Source organism: Streptomyces sp. CA-250714 (assembly GCF_050936705.1).
Classification (GTDB): Bacteria; Actinomycetota; Actinomycetes; order Streptomycetales; family Streptomycetaceae; genus Streptomyces.
Genome location: NZ_JBNJMI010000002.1, coordinates 3,194,348 through 3,212,245 on the forward strand (window position 1 = coordinate 3,194,348; position 17,898 = coordinate 3,212,245).

Below are 17,898 nucleotides of genomic sequence, written 5' to 3' on the forward strand. Positions count from 1 at the left end.
GAGCGTGACCGGCCATGCCCACCACCGACGACGAACACGTCGAGGCGGTACGCATCCCCGCCGATGTCGAGCGGCCCGACCGCGTCCTCGGGCCGTTCACCGCGAGGCAGACGGCCCAGCTGGCAGCCGTTGCCCTGCTGTTGTACGGGCTGTGGTGGCTGCTGCGCCCCTACATGACTGCCCTCGCCTTCCTCGCGATGACCACCCCGGTGGCCGGGGTGGTGACCGCGCTTGTGGCGGGCCGCCGGGAGGGAATCGGCCTTGACCGGTTCCTACTCGCTGCGCTCGCCTTCGCCCGTACCCCCAAGCGGCAGGTGCCCGCCCCGGAAGGAATCCCTTCCCTGCCGGAGTTTGTGCCGCGTCGCCTCCGGCGCGCTGCCGGTCCTGCGCCCTGTCCGATCGCCGTACCTGCCGAAGGCGTCGATGAGATGGGGATTGTCGATCTTGGGGCTGACGGGCGTGCGGCACTGGCCTCCTGTTCCACGGTCAACTTTGGGCTGCGGACCGGCGCCGAGCAAAACGCGCTCACCAGCGGGTTCGGCCGCTGGCTCAACTCGCTGACCGGGCCGGTACAGATCCTGCTCACCACCCACCGCGTCGAACTGGCACCCATGGCCGCCTCCCTCCGCGAGGGCGCTCCCACGCTCCCGCACCCGGCGCTGGAGACGGCAGCCCGCGCCCACGCCGACTACCTCGAACAGCTCGCCGCGACACGGGATCTGACCGCCCGCCGCCATCTAGTCATCGCGCGGGAGCCTCATGCCACTTCGGGCGGGCGGGTGTGCCAGCGCGTGCACGAGACGCAGCGCGCCTTGGCCGTGGCCGAAATCGACGTCACGGCGCTCGATGCGGACCGGGTGGTCGAGGAATTCGCCGACGCCTGCAACCCCGACATGCCCCACCACCGCAAGGAGACGGTCTCTTGCTGAAGCGCTGGCGCTCCCGTCCGCCTGAACTTTCCGCCCGCGGCCTGCTGGAGATTCCCGGGCCCGATGCCCTCCAGGTTCGCGCCCGGATGCTCGGCATCGGCTCCCACCTGACCGCCACCCTGGTGGTGGCCGGCTACCCGGCCGAGGTGGCACCGGGATGGCTCGACCCGCTGCTGAACTACCCCGGCCGCCTCGATGCCGCCTTCCACATCGAGCCGGTCCCCGGCCCTGTCGCAGCCGAGCGGCTGAAGAAGCAGCGGGCCCGGCTGGAAGCCTCCCGCCGCACCAGCTTCGGCAAGGGCCAGATCGATGACCCGGAGGCGGAGGCTGCCGCGCAGGACGCCGCCGAACTCGCCTACGTGGTGGCTCGTGGGCAGGGGAAGCTCTTCCGCGTCGCGCTCTACCTGACCGTCCACGCCCCCGACGTGGCCGCTCTGGAGGAGGAGGTCGCAGCCGTTCAAGCAGTCGCGAGTTCGCTGCTGCTCCATACCGCTCCGGCCACCTTCCGTGCGCTGCCGGCCTGGCTGGCAACGCTCCCCTTCGGCATCGACGCCCTCGGTATCCGCCGCACCTTCGATACCGCATCGCTCGCCGCGTGCTTCCCGTTCACCAGCCCCGACCTGCCCGCCCCGCGCGATGGCAGCGCGCCCACCGGCGTGCTCTACGGCCTCAACTGTGCCTCCGGCGCCCCGGTCATCTACGACCGCTTCGCCCAGGAGAACTACAACTCCATCACCCTCGCGCGCTCCGGCGCAGGTAAGTCCTACGCCACCAAACTCGAACTGCTTCGGCTGCTGTTCACCGGCGTGCAGGCCGCCGTCATCGACCCCGAGGACGAGTACGTGCGCCTGGCCGACACTGTCGGTGGACGTGTCGTCCGGCTGGGCGCAGACGGCGTCCGCCTCAACCCCCTCGACCTGCCCACCACCGACAACAACACCGACGAAGCCGACAGGAACGCCGCTGACCGGGAGACGGGGGGTGATGTGCTCACGCGCAGGCTGCTGTTCCTGCACAGCTTCCTGTCCGTGCTCTTCGCCACCGACCTGACCGCACCACAAAAAGCCGCCCTGGACCGGGCCCTACTGGCCGTGTACCGGCGTGCGGGCATCACCCATGACCGGCGCACGTGGAAACGAACGGCACCCATCCTCGGCGATCTGGCCAGTGTCCTTGAAGAAGACGGCAGCGAGACGGCCGCTGACCTGGCTGCGCGACTGGTCCCCTACACCACCGGCTCGCACGCGGACTTGTTCAACGGGCCCACCACCACACCGGCCGACGGGCACCTGCTGGTCTTCGCCCTGCGCCAGCTCACCGACGAAGTACACGCCCCAGCAATGATGCTCACGCTCGACGCCATCTGGCGCCGCGTGACCAGCCGTACGCTGCCGTGCCGCCAACTGGTCGTGGTGGATGAGGCGTGGCTGCTGATGCGGAAAGGCGAAGGCGCCCGCTTCCTCTACCGCGCCGCCAAGTCCTTCCGCAAACACTGGACCGGACTCGCCGTCGTCACCCAGGACGTCGAGGACGTCCTTTCCACCCAGCTCGGCCGCGCGGTGGTCTCCAACGCCGCCACCCAGCTCCTGCTCGGCCAGTCCACCCAGGCCATCGACGGCATCGCCACCACCTTCCACCTCTCCCACGGCGAACGCGAATTCCTGCTCTCCGCCCAGCAAGGCGAAGCCCTCCTCCAGAGCGGGGAGCGGCACAAAGTCGCGCTGCTGTCCGTGGCCGCCCCCGAAGAACACGACGTCATCACCACCAACCCCGCAGAGCTGGCCCTTGCCGAAATGGAAGAAGACGCGTGACCTCCCCCGCCCCGCACCCCCACGGCCCGCTCGTTGACTTCCTGACCGACCCCACCTCCGCCTGGTCTTCCCTGGCCAGCACGGTGAGCGGCCTGTGGCAGGCCCACGCCCCGGTCCTTCTCCCCGCCATCCTTCTGACCATCACCCTGGCCGTCCACGCCCGCTACCGCTGGCAGAGCCACCGACAACGACAGATCACCGAAGACGCTCACTGCGTCACCGTCCTCGCCCCGCCGCATGTTCCCGAGAAGGGCGGCGAGGTCCTGTGGGCGCAGCTGTCGGGGCTCCTGCGCCCGTGGTGGCAACGGCTGCTGCACGGCCAGCCGCACCTGGGCTTCGAATACATGTGGAATGCCACCGGGATGACCGTCCGCCTCTGGGTCCCCGGCAGCATCCCGCTCGCCCTTGTCCGCAACGCAGTCGAGGCCGCCTGGCCCGGCGCCCACACCACCGTCTCACCACCTGGCCCTCTCGTTCCCACTGATCACATCGCCACCGGCGGACGGCTGCGCCTGGCACGCCCCGAGGTCCTTCCGCTACGCACCAGCCATGCCAGCGATCCGCTCCGCGCACTCCTGCAAGCCGCAACCGGCATGGGAGAACACGAAAGCGCAGCGGTCCAAATCCTCGCCCGGCCCGCCACCGGAGCCGCCCTGCGCCGGGCCCGGCGAACCGCCCGACGCATGAAGGCAGGAAACGGCGGCCCGGCCCGCATTCCGGCCGCATCCGCGTGGCTGGCCCACCGCCCGCAGCACGGCACGGGGGACCGGCAGGACGCCGACCACCCGGCCGCTGTACGTCAGGCCGGGGCGAAACTGGCTGCCGGTCCGCAGTGGTGCGTCAGCGTTGCCTACGCGGCGACCGCGCATCCGAAGAGCCACAAGTCGGAGGAATCAACGCGGGGCCGCGCGCACGCGCTGGCGTCCGCGTTCGGGTTGTTCGCGGAACGCAACTGGCTCAACCGCACCCGCCTGCCACGGCCCGCACCCCCGCTCAACGCGCGCCACTTCGCGCCGGGACGAGTCCGGTTGCTGTCCGTCCCCGAACTCGCCACGCTCGCCCACCTCCCCACCGACCCGGACGCCCCCGGCCTCCAACGTGCCGGAGCCCGCTCCGTCCTTCCGCCGCCCACCATCCCGAGCCCGCAGCCCGGGGCGGGGGTCAAGCCGCTGGGCCGCTCCGATGCCGGAGCGCGACGCGCTGTCGGCCTGGCGGTACCCGATGCCCGCCAGCACCTGCACCTGATGGGCGCAACCGGTTCGGGGAAGTCGACGCTGATCGCGAACCTGGTTCTCGATGACGTCCGCAACCATCGAGGCGCGCTGGTCATCGACCCCAAGGGTGATCTGGTCACCGATCTCCTGGCCCGGCTTCCCGATACCTGCGCGGACCGACTCGTCCTCATCGACCCGGACGACTCCCACGCCCCACCGTGCCTGAACGTGCTCGACGGCGACGACATCGACGTCGTCGTCGACAACATCACCGGCATCTTCCGCCGCATCTTCACCGCCTTCTGGGGACCGCGCACCGATGACGTCATGCGCGCCGCCTGCCTGACCCTGCTCAAGCACGCCCGCACAAGCCGACAGTTGGTCACCCTCGCCGACATCCCCCGCCTCCTGGGTGAGCCCGCCTACCGGCTGCGGATGATCCCCCAGCTCAAAGACCCCGTCCTGCGCGGCTTCTGGGCCTGGTACGAACAGCTCTCCGAACCCTCCAGGGCCGCCGTCATCGGCCCTCTCCAGAACAAGCTCCGCGCCTTCCTGCTGCGCGACTTCGCCCGGCGTGCCATCGCCGCCGGCGCCTCCACCTTCAACCTCGATGACGTCCTGGACGGCGGCATCCTCCTCGCCCGCCTGCCCAAAGGAGCCCTGGGAGAAGAGACCGCACGGCTGCTGGGCTCCTTCCTCGTCGCCGGAGTCTGGCAAGCCGCCGCAGCACGCACCCGAACCCCCGAACACCAGCGCATCGACGCCGCCCTGCACATGGATGAGTGCCACAACTTCCTCACTCTCCCCTACCCCCTCGAAGACATGCTCGCTGAAGCCCGCGGCTACCGCCTCGCCCTCACTCTCGCCCACCAAAACCTCGCCCAGCTCCCCCGCGACCTGCGCGAAGGCATCTCCGCCAACGCCCGCAACAAGATCTACTTCAACGCCTCACCCGAAGACGCCCACCACCTTGAACGCCACGTCGCACCCACCCTCACCGCCCACGATCTCGCACACCTGGGCCCCTACCAGGCCGCCGCACGCCTGCTGACCGACGGCGCGGAAACCGCCGCCTTCACCCTCACCACCCGCCCCCTCTCACCTCCCGTCCCCGGCCGCGCAGTCGACCTCCGCACTGCCGCCGCTACCCGCACCGGTTCCCCACGCCGCGCCCCCACCGCCCCCTGACGCGCCCTGCCGACCCACGCGGCCTCGCATGCCGCAGTTCCTCCGCACCCCCGGCACAGCCAGCGCCGCCCTCTTCCTCGCACTTGATCGCTGACCTTCTGGTGGTGAACCCCCGTATGTCGCCCGCGCTTCCCCGCTCCTCGCACGGCCCCGGATCCCGCTACACCGCCCGCGCCGCGTTCTCCCGCGCCCGGCCGACCCGCCAGCCCCACCACGTCAATCTGACCCCCCTCGTGCACCGGATCACCGACCGCGACCAGTGGCTCGCCTGGATGCTGCACGAACACCGCGTACTGACCACACGACAGATCACGCGCCTCGCCTTCCCCTCCCCGCGCACCGCCCAACGCCGCCTGCGCACCCTCTACGAGTACGCGCTCCTGGACTCCTTCCGCCCCCTGGTACAAAGCGGCTCAGGCCCCGAGCACTACACCCTCGGCCCCGCCGGAGCCGCCCTCCTCGCCGCCCAAGCAGGCTGCGACACCGCCGAGATGGGATGGCGCCCCTCCCACACCGGCCGCATCGCCTACTCCCCCACCCTCGGCCACGACCTGGGCACCAACGAACTCCTCACCCTCCTCACCGCACACGCCCACACGACACAGGCACGCCTGACGCTCTGGCTGTCCGCACGCTCGTGCGTCCGCCGCTGGGGCGACCTCGTCCACCCCGACGCCTACGCCCACTGGTACGACGACGGCTGGCGGGAGGTGCCCTTCTTCCTCGAATACGACACCGGCAGCGAACAACTGTCCCGCGTCGAGGCCAAACTTGCCTCCTACGCCGCATTTACCGCCGCCACCGGCGCCCGACCAGCCCTGCTCATCCACACCCGCACCGCCTCCCGAGAGACAGCCCTGCGACGACGGCTCACCGAACCGGCCCGCACCCTCAACCTGCGCGTCGCCACCGCGTCAGCCGACTTCACCACCAACACCCCCTGGGGCCGATGGTGGCTGCCCCTCGATCCACCAGCCCGGCGCACCGAACTCGCCGCCCTCACCTCCCGCTGGCCGGACCTGACGCCGGCCTACAAAGCAGAAGCCAGCGAAGCCGACTCCCCCCTCACCCTCCCCGTGTCACCACTGCCGCCCACCGATCCGGCACCTCGCCAATGACCAAAGCCCTCGGCGCCGCACTCGGCGGCATCTTCTTCCTCCTCCTGCTCACCCTCGTGGGAGGCGCCGCACTGACCACCGAACTTGGCGACGGAGGGGCCGCAGCAGCAGCCTCCGGCTTCGAGCTGCCCAGCAAGTACGCGAAGAAGGACATCCCACCGGCTTACCTGGCCCTCTACCAGAGAGCCGCTCCCGAATGCCCCGGCCTGTCGTGGACCATCCTGGCGGCAATCGGAAAAGTCGAGTCCAACCACGGACGGCACCCCACCATGCGCTCCAGCGCGGGCGCGTTCGGCCCCATGCAGTTTCTCCAGGCCACCTTCCGCCAGTACAGCCGCCCCGTACCGCCCGGAGGTGAGAAGCCACCGACACCGTGGGATCCGGTCGATGCCGTCTACGCCGCCGCGAGGATGCTGTGCGCGAACGGCGCCAAGGACGGGAAAGACCTGCGCGGTGCACTCTTCGCCTACAACCACGCCGACTGGTACGTACGCAAAGTCCTCCGCACCGCCCGGCGGTACGGTTCCTCCCCTGCTGGTGGAGGAGCCGCGGGCAAGGCCCTCGCCTATGCACGCTCACAGCTCGGCGTCCGCTACGTATGGGGCGGCGACGGAAGACGGGACGGGGGCTTCGACTGCTCGGGCCTGACCAAAGCCGCCTACGCGGCTGCCGGAATCACTTTGCCTCGTACGGCCGAGGAGCAGTACCGGGCCACCCGCAAAGTGCCCTCGGGCAGCCCGCTGAGGCCCGGAGACCTCGTCTTCTACGGGCGTCCCGGGAACCTCCACCACGTTGGCCTCTACGCCAAGGGCGGCCGGATGATCCACGCGCCCAAGCCGGGCACCACCGTACGTTTCGAGTCCTACAAATACGCCGGCCACGACTTCTACGCCGCCACCCGACCCGCCCTGGGCGGAGGCCATCGATGAGCCGCCGGTCGTCCACTCCCCCACCAACGCTGTCCGAAGAAGCCGAGCAGCTGTTGCGTGATCTCACAAGGGCGCTGTGCGCTGTCGGGGTGCTCGCACTGGCCTTCACCGCCGTCAACGTCACCCTCTTCGCCACCGCCCGCGGCGTACCCCTAGGCATCGCCGTCCTGCTCGACCCGATGCTCGCCCTCACCCTGGCCATCGTGCTGTACGCCGACGCACGCCTCGCCTCCTGGGGACTGACCCCGCCCGCCTGGTCCACCGCCCTGCGCTGGTGGGCCGGAACCACGGCCGCCGCCATGAACACCTGGGGCTCGCTATGGCCCAACGGGAAGGTCGGCTGGCCCAGCAACGCCGACCCAGCCGCCGTCCTCCTCCACCTCGCCCCCTGCCTCCTGCTGACCGGCCTGGCCGAAACCATCGCCGCCTACCGCAAGATCCTCACCACAACGCAACAACAGCCCCAAAGGTCCCCTGTGGCCGGTACGCACCCCGCCGACGCCGCCCCTGAACCCGCGCGAGACGAAACCGCGCCCCCGGCCCCGGGCCCGGTCGACGGCCACCACCAGGGTGCACCCGTCATCAGCGACGAACTGTTCGCCCGCGCACGCGCCCTAGACGCAGCCGTACAGCAACGCACGGGCCGCCCGGCCAGCATCCGGTACCTGCGCCGGGCACTGCACCTGGGCCAAGACCGCGCCCGCGCGCTGCGCACCCACCTGGACACAGTGCACCCGACCGCACCCACCCCACCCCCTACTGCACCCATAGGACCTTCTCAGGACTCTTCTGACCTGGGGTGATGCCGCTTGACAGGGTGCGGGGTGTCGAGCGTCCATGGTCGTCGGCAAAGCGGGACCAACCGCACCGCACATGCGGCCCGCACGCCCGCGACCCCACACCGCACCCACCGTGCACCCGGGGCCGCACCCCGGCCGGGGACCCCAACCACCGCAACACGCAGCGATTGAGGTTCCCTCATGACAGACAGCACAAAGCAGACCGACCGCACCCGCCCGCTCACCGACACCAGCACGTTGACAGGCACCCGCGCCCAGATCTTCCAGGCCCTCACCGACCATCCCGGATCCAGCGCCGCCGCCCTCGCCGTCGCCGCCGGACTCGGCCGCTCAACCGCAGGCAAGGCCCTCGCCACGCTGGAAGGCCAGCGAATCGCCCTACGCGTAAAGGGCGACCCCACACCCGGCAAGGCCACCCCGGACCTCTGGCACCCGCACCCCGACACCGCACCCGGCCAGGTGCACCCGCTCCCCGACCAGGCAACCGCACCCGAGCCGGAGACCGCCGCGCCCGAGACCGCCAGCGCGGAAGAGGAAGAGACCAAGACCAAGTCGACGGACTCCAGCCCGGACAGCGGCGCATCGGCGGAAGCGCACCCTGCCACCGACGCGGAGGCGGGAGCACCGCAGAGCCCAGCCTCGGACCCCGAGGTGCAGCCGGATGAGTGCGCCGAACCCGCACCCCAGCAGGACCAGCCAGCACACACTTCGAACCCGGACCCTGACCCGACAGGCAATCCGCCCGAGGAGCACTCCGACGCGGCGCCGCGCGATGCCCAGTCCACCGCTCCCCAGTCCGGGGAAGGTGCACCCGCGCCGCAGAGCCCGCAGCCCCCGTCCGAGGCCGTTGCGACAACCGGCGAACCGGCCTCCGTAGCACGCGATCCCCAGCCGCCTGCGGACATCACACGCAGCGCGCCTGAGCCGGGGAAGCCCTGCCCCACGTGCGGACACGTGCGCCCGTCCGACACCGTCACCGACAGCGGCAGGCTGCGCCCGGGGGCCCTGCGGGAGATGGTCATCGCCTTTCTGGCCGCCCGCCCCGACGAGGCGTTCACCGCCACCGCGATCAGCCGCCACGTCGAGCGGAGTTCCGGCGCCATCGCCAACAGCCTCGTCACGCTGACCAAGGACGGCATCGCCCAGCAGGTCAGCGAGAGCCCCCGCCGCTACCAGTACATCCCGCCCCAGAGCGACACCCCCAGCAGTACCCCCAACTGACCGCCCCTCAGTTGGCAGCGGTGGCCCGCGTCCGCACGCGGTGTGTGCCACCGCCGCCATGCCGTGGCCCCCGGCTCTGCCCGGCCACGGACCGGCTGCAGACAGCGAGGGCCGCACCCGGGGGCGCCGACGTTGTTCGGCACCCCCTGTTTCTCAACCGGCTTCACACCGCTTGCGGAACGACGACAGGCAAGCGAACCGCCGTGGACCTCGCCCACGACCGACACGGGAGCACCACCCTTGGACACCTACGCACACGGCTACAGCAACACCGGCCACTACGCCCGGCCCGGCACCCACACCAGCTACTGCGGACGCGAACTCCAGCACACCCCCAACACCGGCATCGCCGTCCGCCTCTGCAAGGCATGCGCCAAGGCCGAGGCCGCCGACCCCACCACCGAGCAGCGTGCCTCTGCCCGCAGTTGCACCACCGCGGTCGAGGTCGCCGAGACCGTCGAGGAGACCGGCACCGAACAGGTCGCCGAAGTGGACACCTACTACGCCTTGTGCATCAACGGCACCGCGACCAGCCCCCTCCCCAAGGACTACTGCGAGGGCATGGTCGAGACGGCCGTCGAACTGGACCTCGTCCGGACCGACATGATCGAGATCATCTACGTCCGCGCGCCGGGTGCCGCAAGGGCAACCACGACCTGGCGCGTGATCGCCAGCAGTCGGCCAGAAGAACTCACCGCTGAGCAGGCCGCCGAAGAGGCCGAGGCTCAGCAGGCCGCCGAGTTGGTGTCCAAGGCCGAGGCCAGCGACGGAACGTGGCGCGGCGAGTGGATCGGCGAGCAGGGGTCTTCGTTCCCCCGCGAGGCACCCGTCGAGCCGGTCCGGGTCCGCATGAGCCCGGAGCCCGCCGCCCTCGCCCGCATCAAGGCCCAGGCCGATGCCGACCGGGCCACCTACCGAGCCGAGATGGACGCCCGCCAAGCCGCCGAACGCGCCCGCTACGGCGGGCAACAGGCCGCCGCCGAGCCCCGTGTCATCGAGGGCGTCATCGTCGAACATGAGGGGACCACTGAGGGCAGCACCCCGGCCGACGCCACCCACCCGAACGTGCGCGCCGCCCGCGAAGCGCTGGCCGGACTCAAGCCCGCCCACCTCACCGACCACCACGACGTGAACGAACCCACCGAGACCGAACGCGGCGTACGCGGATACATGGTCGTCCCCCGCGAGGGCAACCGCGTCGCCGTCTACTGGCTGGAAGGCGGCCGGATCATCCGGCGCGACGACGCATGGCACGGCCCCGCGCTCGACTGCCTCGCCGACCGTCTGCACCGCAGCGGATGGTCGGTGGAGAAGATGCTCAACTCCTCGCAGTGGGTCTTCGCCCACCGGCCCCAGTAGCCCATCCCGACCGTCGCCTGCCCCCTCAGCCGGGGCGGGCGACGGTCGAACGAGCTTGAGAGACGCCAATGGGCTGATGAGGCTGTCGGCGCCTACTGCGGGCGGGAAGCGGCGTGTTGGTTGGTGTCCACGAGTGAGTGACGCACCCACCCTGTGACACCGCTCTTCTTGATCCTCACCTTGACCCAGCGCAGCGACTTGTCGTAGCCGTACTCGACGCAGCGATCACCCCGGTGGGCAATACCGACCTTGGCCGACCCCTTGCTCGGCTTGGCACGCACCACCGCCGCTTTTGCCGTGACCCGGCAGGATGAGCTCAGCGCAGAAGCAGGGGCTGCGGCGCCTGCCGGAGCCGACACGGCAGCCGGGGCGGCACCGGCTGACAGGGCAGCGATGGCCAGGAAAGACGACAGACACAGTGCGGTGCTGCGTTTGCGCATGGGCGAGAGGTCCCCTTCAAACGGTATCTGCGTAAACAGGACGATCAGGATGCCTCTCCGCAACCTGCACCTGATCCGAAAAGGGAGCTTCTCGCCTTATTGAGTGATCTTGCGGTATCTGTCGTATCCCCGCCTCGGCTGCTTCTTTCTTCCGGCCCCGCCTCACCGGCGATAGCGACACCCACCCTGAACGGACAGTGGGCCTGGAGCGTGGCGGGCGCGGTCTCCCGCGCCGGGGAGCAGGGTGAGGCGGGATCCGCTGTCCCAGTCGACGTAGAGGTGGTCGAGCGTCGGGTCGTAGCGGCGAACGGTTCCCAGGTCTCCCGGTTCGAGTCGGGTGTGTGGGTCGGTGGTGTGAACCAGCTCGATGCGGTCGCCTTCGGTGAAGTTCATGCCGGCCTTCCTCGGACAGGTGATGCAAGGGGAAGAGGTGAGTGGCGGTCTTCGGCTGCCATACGGTCTGACAGCGGGAACGAGAGCGAGGGGTGGCGGTCGCTGTCCGGCCTACGCCCGTCGCGGTCGGGATGAGGCCCGCTGGTGGCGGGCAGCACGCCACCAGCGGGTCAGTCCCCTCGGGGACTTACGATGTGGTCGGCGATTGATGCCGGAGTGTCACAGGGCTGTGGTGGGTTGCCAGCGATGATGCACGGTAGCCGTGCTTCGGCGTCCGGGCACAGGTCGCGGACGAGAGCGGACAGATCCTCGACCGCACTCCGGTGGACAGGCACCCTGGTTCACCTCCCGCAGCGCAGCTCACTCATTCAGGCGGATTCCGTGACAACCTGGCAGGGGATGCCTGATCGCAGTCTTGTCCGCGGTACTCGACTCGCGAGACGTGCCGAGCGAGGCAGTGGGCATCGGATGCGACGGAGCGAGTCGATGGCTGTTCGAGGAACGGTGAAGTGGTATAACGCCGAGAAGGGGTTCGGATTCATCTCCCCTGACAGCGGAGGGGTAGACGTCTTCGTGCACTACAGCGAGATCCAGACCAACGGCTACCGAACCCTGGAAGAGAAGCAGAGGGTCGAGTTCGAGATCGGCCAAGGGCAAAAGGGGCCGCAGGCTCAGACGGTAAGACCGCTATGACGCACCCAGCGACGTAGCATCACAGCCGCTCTGATGCCCCTCGTCCCGGCAGCTTTAGGTGCACTCGGATTGGTGCGCACCAACAGCGCCGATGGCGATTGAGGGCGTCGGGCGTGACGATTCGACGGCTGCACGGGTTCTTCGAGTGTGACCAAGAACTGGGCCCGCAGGCCCCTCCTTGGTCATCGGCTTGGCATGTCCGCACAGGGGCGGGCAGCTCTCTTGAGGGTTGTGGGGCGCCGGGCCCTATGCGCGGGCCCGGCACCGGCGGGCTGGCGGGTGGTTCAGGGGTGGATGACGGTGACCGGACCGGTGGTGGGCTTGCGGTGGCGTGGTACGGGAGTCGGGTCGGCCAGTTGCGCGCACAGAGCGCGGATGAGGGCTGTGGGGGTTTGGGGGATGGCCGGGGTGAGCCAGAGCGCCTCGCCGCGGTCACGGCTGCGGGCCGCCAGTAGCCAGCTTTGTTCCTCGCGGGTGGGGTTTGCAGGGCTGGTGGGGGTGACGACGGCGGCCCGCTGGTCACCGGGCGAGAACCAGAGCATTCGTGCCCCAGGTCGCGGCTCCATCCGGCCATCTCCAGCGGTGCGGTCGCCTCGCCCGCTTCGGTCACCTCGTGGGGTACCGGCTCCTCGTCTGCGGAGAGGAGGCCGGCAAGGGCGGCAGGCAGCTCCGGAGGCGTGCCCGGTGAGAAGATCACCTGCCACGAGGGGAGGTATCCGGAAGCCGGGTAGGAGAGAAACTCCCAGCCGATCGGCATGCCGTCATGGGCCAGACGGGCGGGGCGTTCTTCGGGGCCGGGGGTGTGGAGGGCCAGGTAGTGGCTGCCGGTGGCTTCGTCGCGGCGCAGGTAGGCGGTGCTATAGGCGGTGCCGAGCCCAGGTACCCGCTGCTGCTGCCAGTTGCCTGTGATCACCGGCACCTTGTCGCAGGGCCCGGCCAGATAGCGGGGCTTGACCAGGTACGGTGCGGGCCCGCAGCGGTCAGCGGGTGTGGGATTCTGCGAATCCATGGAACAACTCCTTCATGCCAGTCGGGGTGTTTCCGTGAGGCCGGGCGGGGCCGTGGGTAGCGGGCCGCCCGGTGGCCGCCGGGGCGCGGTAGCCGCCGCGCCCCGGCGGGTCCAGGGGCCGAAGGGCCCTGAAGGTCAGGGGTTGTGCTCCGTGAAGGTCAGCTCGGGCCGGTGGGCCGGGCCAGCGCGCGGCACAAGTAGCCGAGAAGACGGTCGAGTTCGCTCCACTGCTGGTCGCACCGGGCAGCGAGAGCCGCGAGTTGCGTGCCGGTGTGCTGGAGCAGGTCGAGGAAGCCGAAGTCCGCTTCGGCCAGGTCGGGCAACTGCTGCCGAACGTCGTCCATGTGGTCGCGGAGCTCGATATGGAGGCGGTCGGCTTCCCCTGCTGCCTCCTGCACGGCTGCGGCCAGATCGCCAACAGCACCGCCGGTGGCACGGTGGGTGTCCAGCGCCTTCTCAGCGTCCGGGCCAAGAGCGTCCCGTACGGCGCGGGTGCCCGTCAGGGGCGGCGGCTGTTGCGCGTCCCCACGTGTGGGCAGGTGCTGCTGAGCGGTGGATTCGGACATCTTTGATTCCTTGCTGTTCGTGGCGGCTGGCTACGGGGTGATGGGCCGGTGAGGTGCCGGGGAGGGACACCGGCCGGTGGGCGTCCCTCCCCGGCGAAGAAAGGTCAGCGCAGGCGGTGTACGAGGACCGGCCCGGTGTCGGGGCCGGGAATTTCGTTGCGGGGCACGGGTTCTTCGCGCGCGATTTCCTTGCACAGTGCGCGGAGCAGTGCGTTAGGGGTGCTCGCGTCCACGAGGGCGAACCACAGCAGTTGTTGCTCGCATGAGTGCTGGGCAGCGAACAACCAGCGCTCGGTGCACGCATCCCCGCCCGCATCACAGCCGGGTGCCGTCCCGGTGTCGGGCAGGGCGGGGCCACCGCTGCGGACTGCCGCGTTGGGGCGGCCTTTGTGGCTGTGTGGTGGGGTGATGACGATGGCTTGACCGTCGGTCGAGAACCAGGTGTTCTCGCGTGTGCCCCGGTCGCAGATCCATTCGGCAGCACCCAGTGGCGAAGTCGGCTCAGCATGGATCAGGGGGCCCGGCATCGTAGGGAGCCGGGTGACGGCGTGAGCAAACGCGGCGGGAAGTTCCGGGGGTGTGGCGGGTGCGAACAGTGCCCGCCAGGTCCTGGGGGCGCCGGGAGCGTGGCGTGCGGTGAACTCCCAGCCCCCCTCCGGCTCTCGGCCGGTGGTGCGGCCATGTTCACAGGCTGGGCGCCCCCCGTGGGGGTTGTGGAGTGCCTCGACGAGCTGGCCCTCGCTGCGATGGACGTAGACGCAGGTGTCGCGGTAGGGACGAGCTTGCCACCTGTTGCTGAGGACCTTGACCGTCACGTCGGGGCCGGCGAGGTGTAGAGGGGCGATCAGGTACGAGGGTTCGGCATGCGTGCGCATACGGGTTCTCCGCCTCACGGTGCAGTTGGTTGCGGTTCGGTGCGCCCCCCGGGGGGCTGGTGCGCCACGGCCCCCGGGCGGGTGGCGGTCTTAGGGGTGGATGCGGGTGACGCTCACGGGACCGAGGCAGGGGTGGGGCCGGTGCTGGCGCGGAACGGGCGCCGGGGCGGTGAGGGCCACGCAGACGGCGTGGATGAGGTGGCGTGGGGTGTCGCGGTGGGCCAGGGCGTACCACAGCACGTCACCGCTGTCTGTGACGGCGGCGAACGTCCAGGTAGTGCCGCTCCCGTCGGGGGTGCCTACCAGCGCCCGCCGCCCGGGAGCGAACCAAGTGCCCCCGCCTTCGTTCGTCTCGAAGGTCCACCAGGCCGCCTCCATCACAGCCTCGATGGCCGGGGTGAGGACGCTTTTCTGGTCGGTTGGGAGGTGTGAGCAGACTGCTTCGGCGAGTGCGGCGGGCAGTTCGGGTGGGGTGCCGGGGCCGAAGATCGCGAACCACTCCTCGTCTGCGGCCGGGTGCGGGCGCCTGCTGAACCGCCATCCGCATGTCCCCTCGGGAGTGTCTGCTGTGTCCGCGTCGGGGGCATGCAGGGCCTCGTAGTAGTGCCCCTCCTGATGGAAGGTGTACAGCTTCATTCGCGGTTCCCGCGCGGCTGTGCCTGCGGGAAGGGGTGGTGTCCAGTCGGGGCCCAGGACCGGGACGGTCTCATCAGGCCCGGCAAGGTAGCGCGGTGACACCAGGTAGGAGGCAGGCCCGCAACGGTCCTCGGGTGTGGGAGTCTTCTGCTGCATGGAACAACTCCTTGTGTGATGGGGGTTTTCCGGTGTTGCCGGACGGGCCGTGGCATCGGTCCGCCCGGTGGCCGCCGGGGGCGGGGTAGCCGCCCCGCCCCCGGCGGGGCCCAGAGACAAAGGCTCTGGGGGTCAGGGGATGTCCGGCGTGAGCGTTTCGCGCCGGCCGGTGGGCCGGTCCAGCTCGCTTCGCAAGCCGGTCAGGAGGCGGTCGAGTTCGTCCCGCTGTTGGTCGAACCGGTCAGCGAGAGCTTCGAGGTCCGTCCCGGTGCGCTGGAGAAGGAGCAGGAGCAGGTCGAGGGAGCCGAGTTCCGCCTCGGACAGCTCATCCTGCAGGTCGTCGATGAGGTCGAGGAGTTCGTTGTGGAGGCCGTCGACTTCCCCTGCTGCCTCCAGCACATCTGCGGCCAAGGCGCCAACCGCGCCGCCGGTGGCCCGGTGGGTGGCCAGCAGTTCCTCAGCATCCGGGCCAAGGGCATTTCGTAGTGTGTGGGTGCCGGTCAGCGACTGGAGCTCAGACATGGTGTTTCGTCCTTCCTGCGGTGGGTCGATGGGGGCGGCTGGGGCCGCCCCCCGCTGGGGTCGTCGGGGTCAGGGGGCGGCGGTCAGGGCCGCCGTTGCCGCTTTGCTGATCGCGGCCACAGCGTCAGCAGGATCGGTCAGCTCCACATGGGTGGCGCCGGACAACGGCCCTTCCAGGCGGTCGGGGTCGCGGGGGGCGAAGGTCAGCCACAGCACCGCGCATCCGGACTTCCTCAGCGCGGCGATCCGTTCGGCGGCCCGTTGCCTGATGCGTGTGCCGTAGTCGCCGTCGGAGGCGATCACGGCCAGGCGGGCAGCTCCGGGCCGGGAGAGGTCCACCCCGGCGTCGAGAATGTCGAGGGCCTCGGCCAGGCTGTGCCCGATGCCCGTGGCCTGGAACTTGGTCACCTGCCCGGAAGCGCGGCCGGGGGCGTTGATGGCAGTGATACCAAGGTCGAAGGCGACTGCGGCGACGCGAGAGTCGGGGTCAGTCAAGGCGGTGGCCCTGGCCAGAATCCAGGCAGCCGAGGCGATGGGGCCCTCAGCTGCCCGCATGGAGCCGGACACGTCGACGGCGATTCCTACGCGCAGCGGCGGGGAGGGCACAGTCCGGTGGTGGGTGCGGCGCCACGGACGCGCGGTCGGTGTGGCGCCCGCCGCCGCTTGAGCATCCCGGGCCAGTGCCCCGCGCATGTTCAGCCGCCCAGGGGGCGCGGCCGAGGAGGTCTGGGTGCTGACGCGTTCCCGGTGCGCCGCATTCCGCAGAGCACGGGCCAGTTGCCCGGCTGCCGACTTCTCCGCCGCCAAGGGTGAGCGGGTTCCGGAAAGAGGGCTGGGCGGGGTGTACCCGAGTGCGGCAAGTCCCTCAAGGTCCCCGTCGGGGACGTGGGGGGTCTTCTGGCCGGGTGCGAAGACCTGCTTGGCCATAGTGGCGGCTTGCCTCTTGTGGGCGGCCTGGGCCTTCTTCGTGGCGGCCCGTGCCTGCTGTGCCGCCTCGGCCGCTACCGTTGCGGCAGCAATGGCGGCCTCGCTGGCCGCGACCCCCTGCACGACCCGGGCCACCACCTTCTCCAGCCCTTCACCACCGGCGGGTCCGGAGCCGCCGGACTCGTTGTCCCGCCCAGCCTCCTGATCCTTGCCGAGGTTCGGCGCGGGCTGGTTCGGACCCTGCCCGAGCGCGGTGCACCAGGCACGCGCGTGGTCGAGCATGGTGTCCCCATCGGTGTCGGCCGTCCGGTGAGCTGCCTGCCAGATTCCGGCCAGTGTGGCCAGCAGATCACTGCCGAGGATGTTGCTCACCGCCGCGTTAAGGGCCCGGGTCTCGTCGTCATCGAGGATTCCGGCATCCCTGCGGGCGAGAATCAGTCCCGACGCGTAGGCAGCGGCCCACCGCGTCGGCGGGGTGTAGGTGGGAAAGTCCGGCATGACCAGCCTGGCCACGCACGCGCGCAGCCAACGGCGGTCGTGCGGACGGCGGGCCAGGTGCGCAGCTTCCGCGCGCGACTCTTCCAACAAATCCCCCGCCGCATCAACGGCTGTACCGCGCAGCCAGGCCGGTGAACTCCAGCGGGAATGCGCGGCATGCGCCGACTCATGAACCACCGCGCCCCACGCCGCCGGGTACTTCTCCTCATCGCCCGAACGGGCTGGACTGATCTCGGCCGGGCGGAGCGGCGCGAACACGGAGGTTGCGACCTCCATCGCGGCCATGTCCGGGAGGAACAGTGCCTGGGCTCCCGCTCGGGTGCGCGGCAGGCAGGTGACCACCACGTCCTTCCGGGCGGCGAGCTCGGGGATACGGGCGGTCAGTTCGGCTCCGACCCGCAGCCATTCGGCTTCCCGGGCGGCGGCGGACAGGGACGGCACCGGCAGGGGGGCGCCGTCGTCCTCGAACCGGGCCAGACCAAGTTCCTCCTCGGTGGGCGGAGGCGGTCCGTGCTGAACGTGTGCGTGCGCAGGCATGACGCATCGATCCCTTCCATCAGGTGTGCGGATGAAGGGCCCGGCGGTGCGTACGGCGGGAACACCGCCGGGCCATC

The 17,898-nt window shown here is 70.3% G+C and carries 17 protein-coding genes; 9 read left to right on the forward strand and 8 right to left on the reverse strand.

Annotated elements, in window-relative coordinates:
- Positions 1-14: 14 nt before the first annotated feature.
- The 8 genes from ACQEU8_RS33155 (at position 15) to ACQEU8_RS33190 (ending at position 10,569) form a co-directional block, all read left to right on the forward strand.
- On the forward strand, positions 15-929 hold the full coding sequence (locus ACQEU8_RS33155; protein WP_433107704.1) for a PrgI family protein: 915 nt from the start codon (positions 15-17) through the stop codon (positions 927-929).
- On the forward strand, positions 923-2,740 hold the full coding sequence (locus ACQEU8_RS33160; protein WP_433107706.1) for a VirB4 family type IV secretion system protein: 1,818 nt from the start codon (positions 923-925) through the stop codon (positions 2,738-2,740). Before ACQEU8_RS33155 ends, ACQEU8_RS33160 begins: the two co-directional genes overlap by 7 nt.
- On the forward strand, positions 2,737-5,142 hold the full coding sequence (locus ACQEU8_RS33165; protein ID WP_433107708.1) for a type IV secretion system DNA-binding domain-containing protein: 2,406 nt from the start codon (positions 2,737-2,739) through the stop codon (positions 5,140-5,142). Before ACQEU8_RS33160 ends, ACQEU8_RS33165 begins: the two co-directional genes overlap by 4 nt.
- A gap of 104 nt (positions 5,143-5,246) precedes the next feature.
- Positions 5,247-6,260, forward strand: a complete 1,014-nt coding sequence (locus ACQEU8_RS33170; RefSeq protein ID WP_433107710.1) for a replication-relaxation family protein — start codon at positions 5,247-5,249, stop codon at positions 6,258-6,260.
- Positions 6,257-7,189: an NlpC/P60 family protein gene (locus ACQEU8_RS33175; protein WP_433107712.1), complete on the forward strand. Its 933-nt coding sequence runs from the start codon at positions 6,257-6,259 to the stop codon at positions 7,187-7,189. Before ACQEU8_RS33170 ends, ACQEU8_RS33175 begins: the two co-directional genes overlap by 4 nt.
- A 53-nt stretch (positions 7,190-7,242) precedes the next feature.
- Positions 7,243-7,992: a hypothetical protein gene (locus ACQEU8_RS33180; protein ID WP_433107714.1), complete on the forward strand. Its 750-nt coding sequence runs from the start codon at positions 7,243-7,245 to the stop codon at positions 7,990-7,992.
- 177 nt (positions 7,993-8,169) lie between these two features.
- Positions 8,170-9,210, forward strand: coding sequence for a hypothetical protein (locus tag ACQEU8_RS33185; protein WP_433107716.1), 1,041 nt, complete (start codon positions 8,170-8,172; stop codon positions 9,208-9,210).
- A gap of 240 nt (positions 9,211-9,450) precedes the next feature.
- On the forward strand, positions 9,451-10,569 hold the full coding sequence (locus tag ACQEU8_RS33190; RefSeq protein ID WP_433107718.1) for a hypothetical protein: 1,119 nt from the start codon (positions 9,451-9,453) through the stop codon (positions 10,567-10,569).
- Between the two features lie 92 nt (positions 10,570-10,661).
- Here ACQEU8_RS33190 and ACQEU8_RS33195 read toward each other — a convergent pair whose 3' ends face one another.
- Both ACQEU8_RS33195 and ACQEU8_RS33200 read right to left on the reverse strand, forming a co-directional pair.
- Positions 10,662-11,009, reverse strand: a complete 348-nt coding sequence (locus ACQEU8_RS33195) for an SH3 domain-containing protein (protein ID WP_433107720.1) — start codon at positions 11,007-11,009, stop codon at positions 10,662-10,664.
- Between the two features lie 162 nt (positions 11,010-11,171).
- Positions 11,172-11,402 carry a DUF4314 domain-containing protein gene (locus ACQEU8_RS33200; protein WP_433107722.1) on the reverse strand — a complete coding sequence of 77 codons (231 nt, stop codon included), beginning with the start codon at positions 11,400-11,402 and terminating at the stop codon, positions 11,172-11,174.
- Positions 11,403-11,888: 486 nt separating this feature from the next.
- On the opposite strand from ACQEU8_RS33200, the gene ACQEU8_RS33205 reads away from it, so the two are divergent.
- Positions 11,889-12,095, forward strand: a complete 207-nt coding sequence (locus ACQEU8_RS33205; protein ID WP_433107724.1) for a cold-shock protein — start codon at positions 11,889-11,891, stop codon at positions 12,093-12,095.
- A gap of 284 nt (positions 12,096-12,379) precedes the next feature.
- On the opposite strand, the gene ACQEU8_RS33210 is transcribed toward ACQEU8_RS33205, so the two are convergent.
- The 6 genes from ACQEU8_RS33210 to ACQEU8_RS33235 all read right to left on the reverse strand — a co-directional run bounded on the left by ACQEU8_RS33210 (position 12,380) and on the right by ACQEU8_RS33235 (position 17,821).
- Complete coding sequence (locus ACQEU8_RS33210; protein ID WP_433107726.1) at positions 12,380-12,637, reverse strand: DUF317 domain-containing protein; 258 nt, start codon at positions 12,635-12,637, stop codon at positions 12,380-12,382.
- Positions 12,638-13,262: 625 nt separating this feature from the next.
- Positions 13,263-13,670 carry a hypothetical protein gene (locus ACQEU8_RS33215; protein ID WP_433107728.1) on the reverse strand — a complete coding sequence of 136 codons (408 nt, stop codon included), beginning with the start codon at positions 13,668-13,670 and terminating at the stop codon, positions 13,263-13,265.
- Positions 13,671-13,774: 104 nt separating this feature from the next.
- The gene (locus ACQEU8_RS33220; RefSeq protein ID WP_433107730.1) at positions 13,775-14,545 is read right to left on the reverse strand and encodes a DUF317 domain-containing protein; all 771 of its coding nucleotides are present in this window, start codon (positions 14,543-14,545) and stop codon (positions 13,775-13,777) included.
- Positions 14,546-14,635: 90 nt separating this feature from the next.
- Entirely contained in the window at positions 14,636-15,337 is a 702-nt protein-coding gene (locus ACQEU8_RS33225; RefSeq protein WP_433107732.1) for a DUF317 domain-containing protein, read from the reverse strand.
- 132 nt (positions 15,338-15,469) lie between these two features.
- Complete coding sequence (locus ACQEU8_RS33230) at positions 15,470-15,859, reverse strand: hypothetical protein (RefSeq protein WP_433107733.1); 390 nt, start codon at positions 15,857-15,859, stop codon at positions 15,470-15,472.
- A 69-nt stretch (positions 15,860-15,928) separates the two neighbouring features.
- Positions 15,929-17,821 carry a VWA domain-containing protein gene (locus tag ACQEU8_RS33235; protein WP_433107735.1) on the reverse strand — a complete coding sequence of 631 codons (1,893 nt, stop codon included), beginning with the start codon at positions 17,819-17,821 and terminating at the stop codon, positions 15,929-15,931.
- Positions 17,822-17,898: the final 77 nt, after the last annotated feature.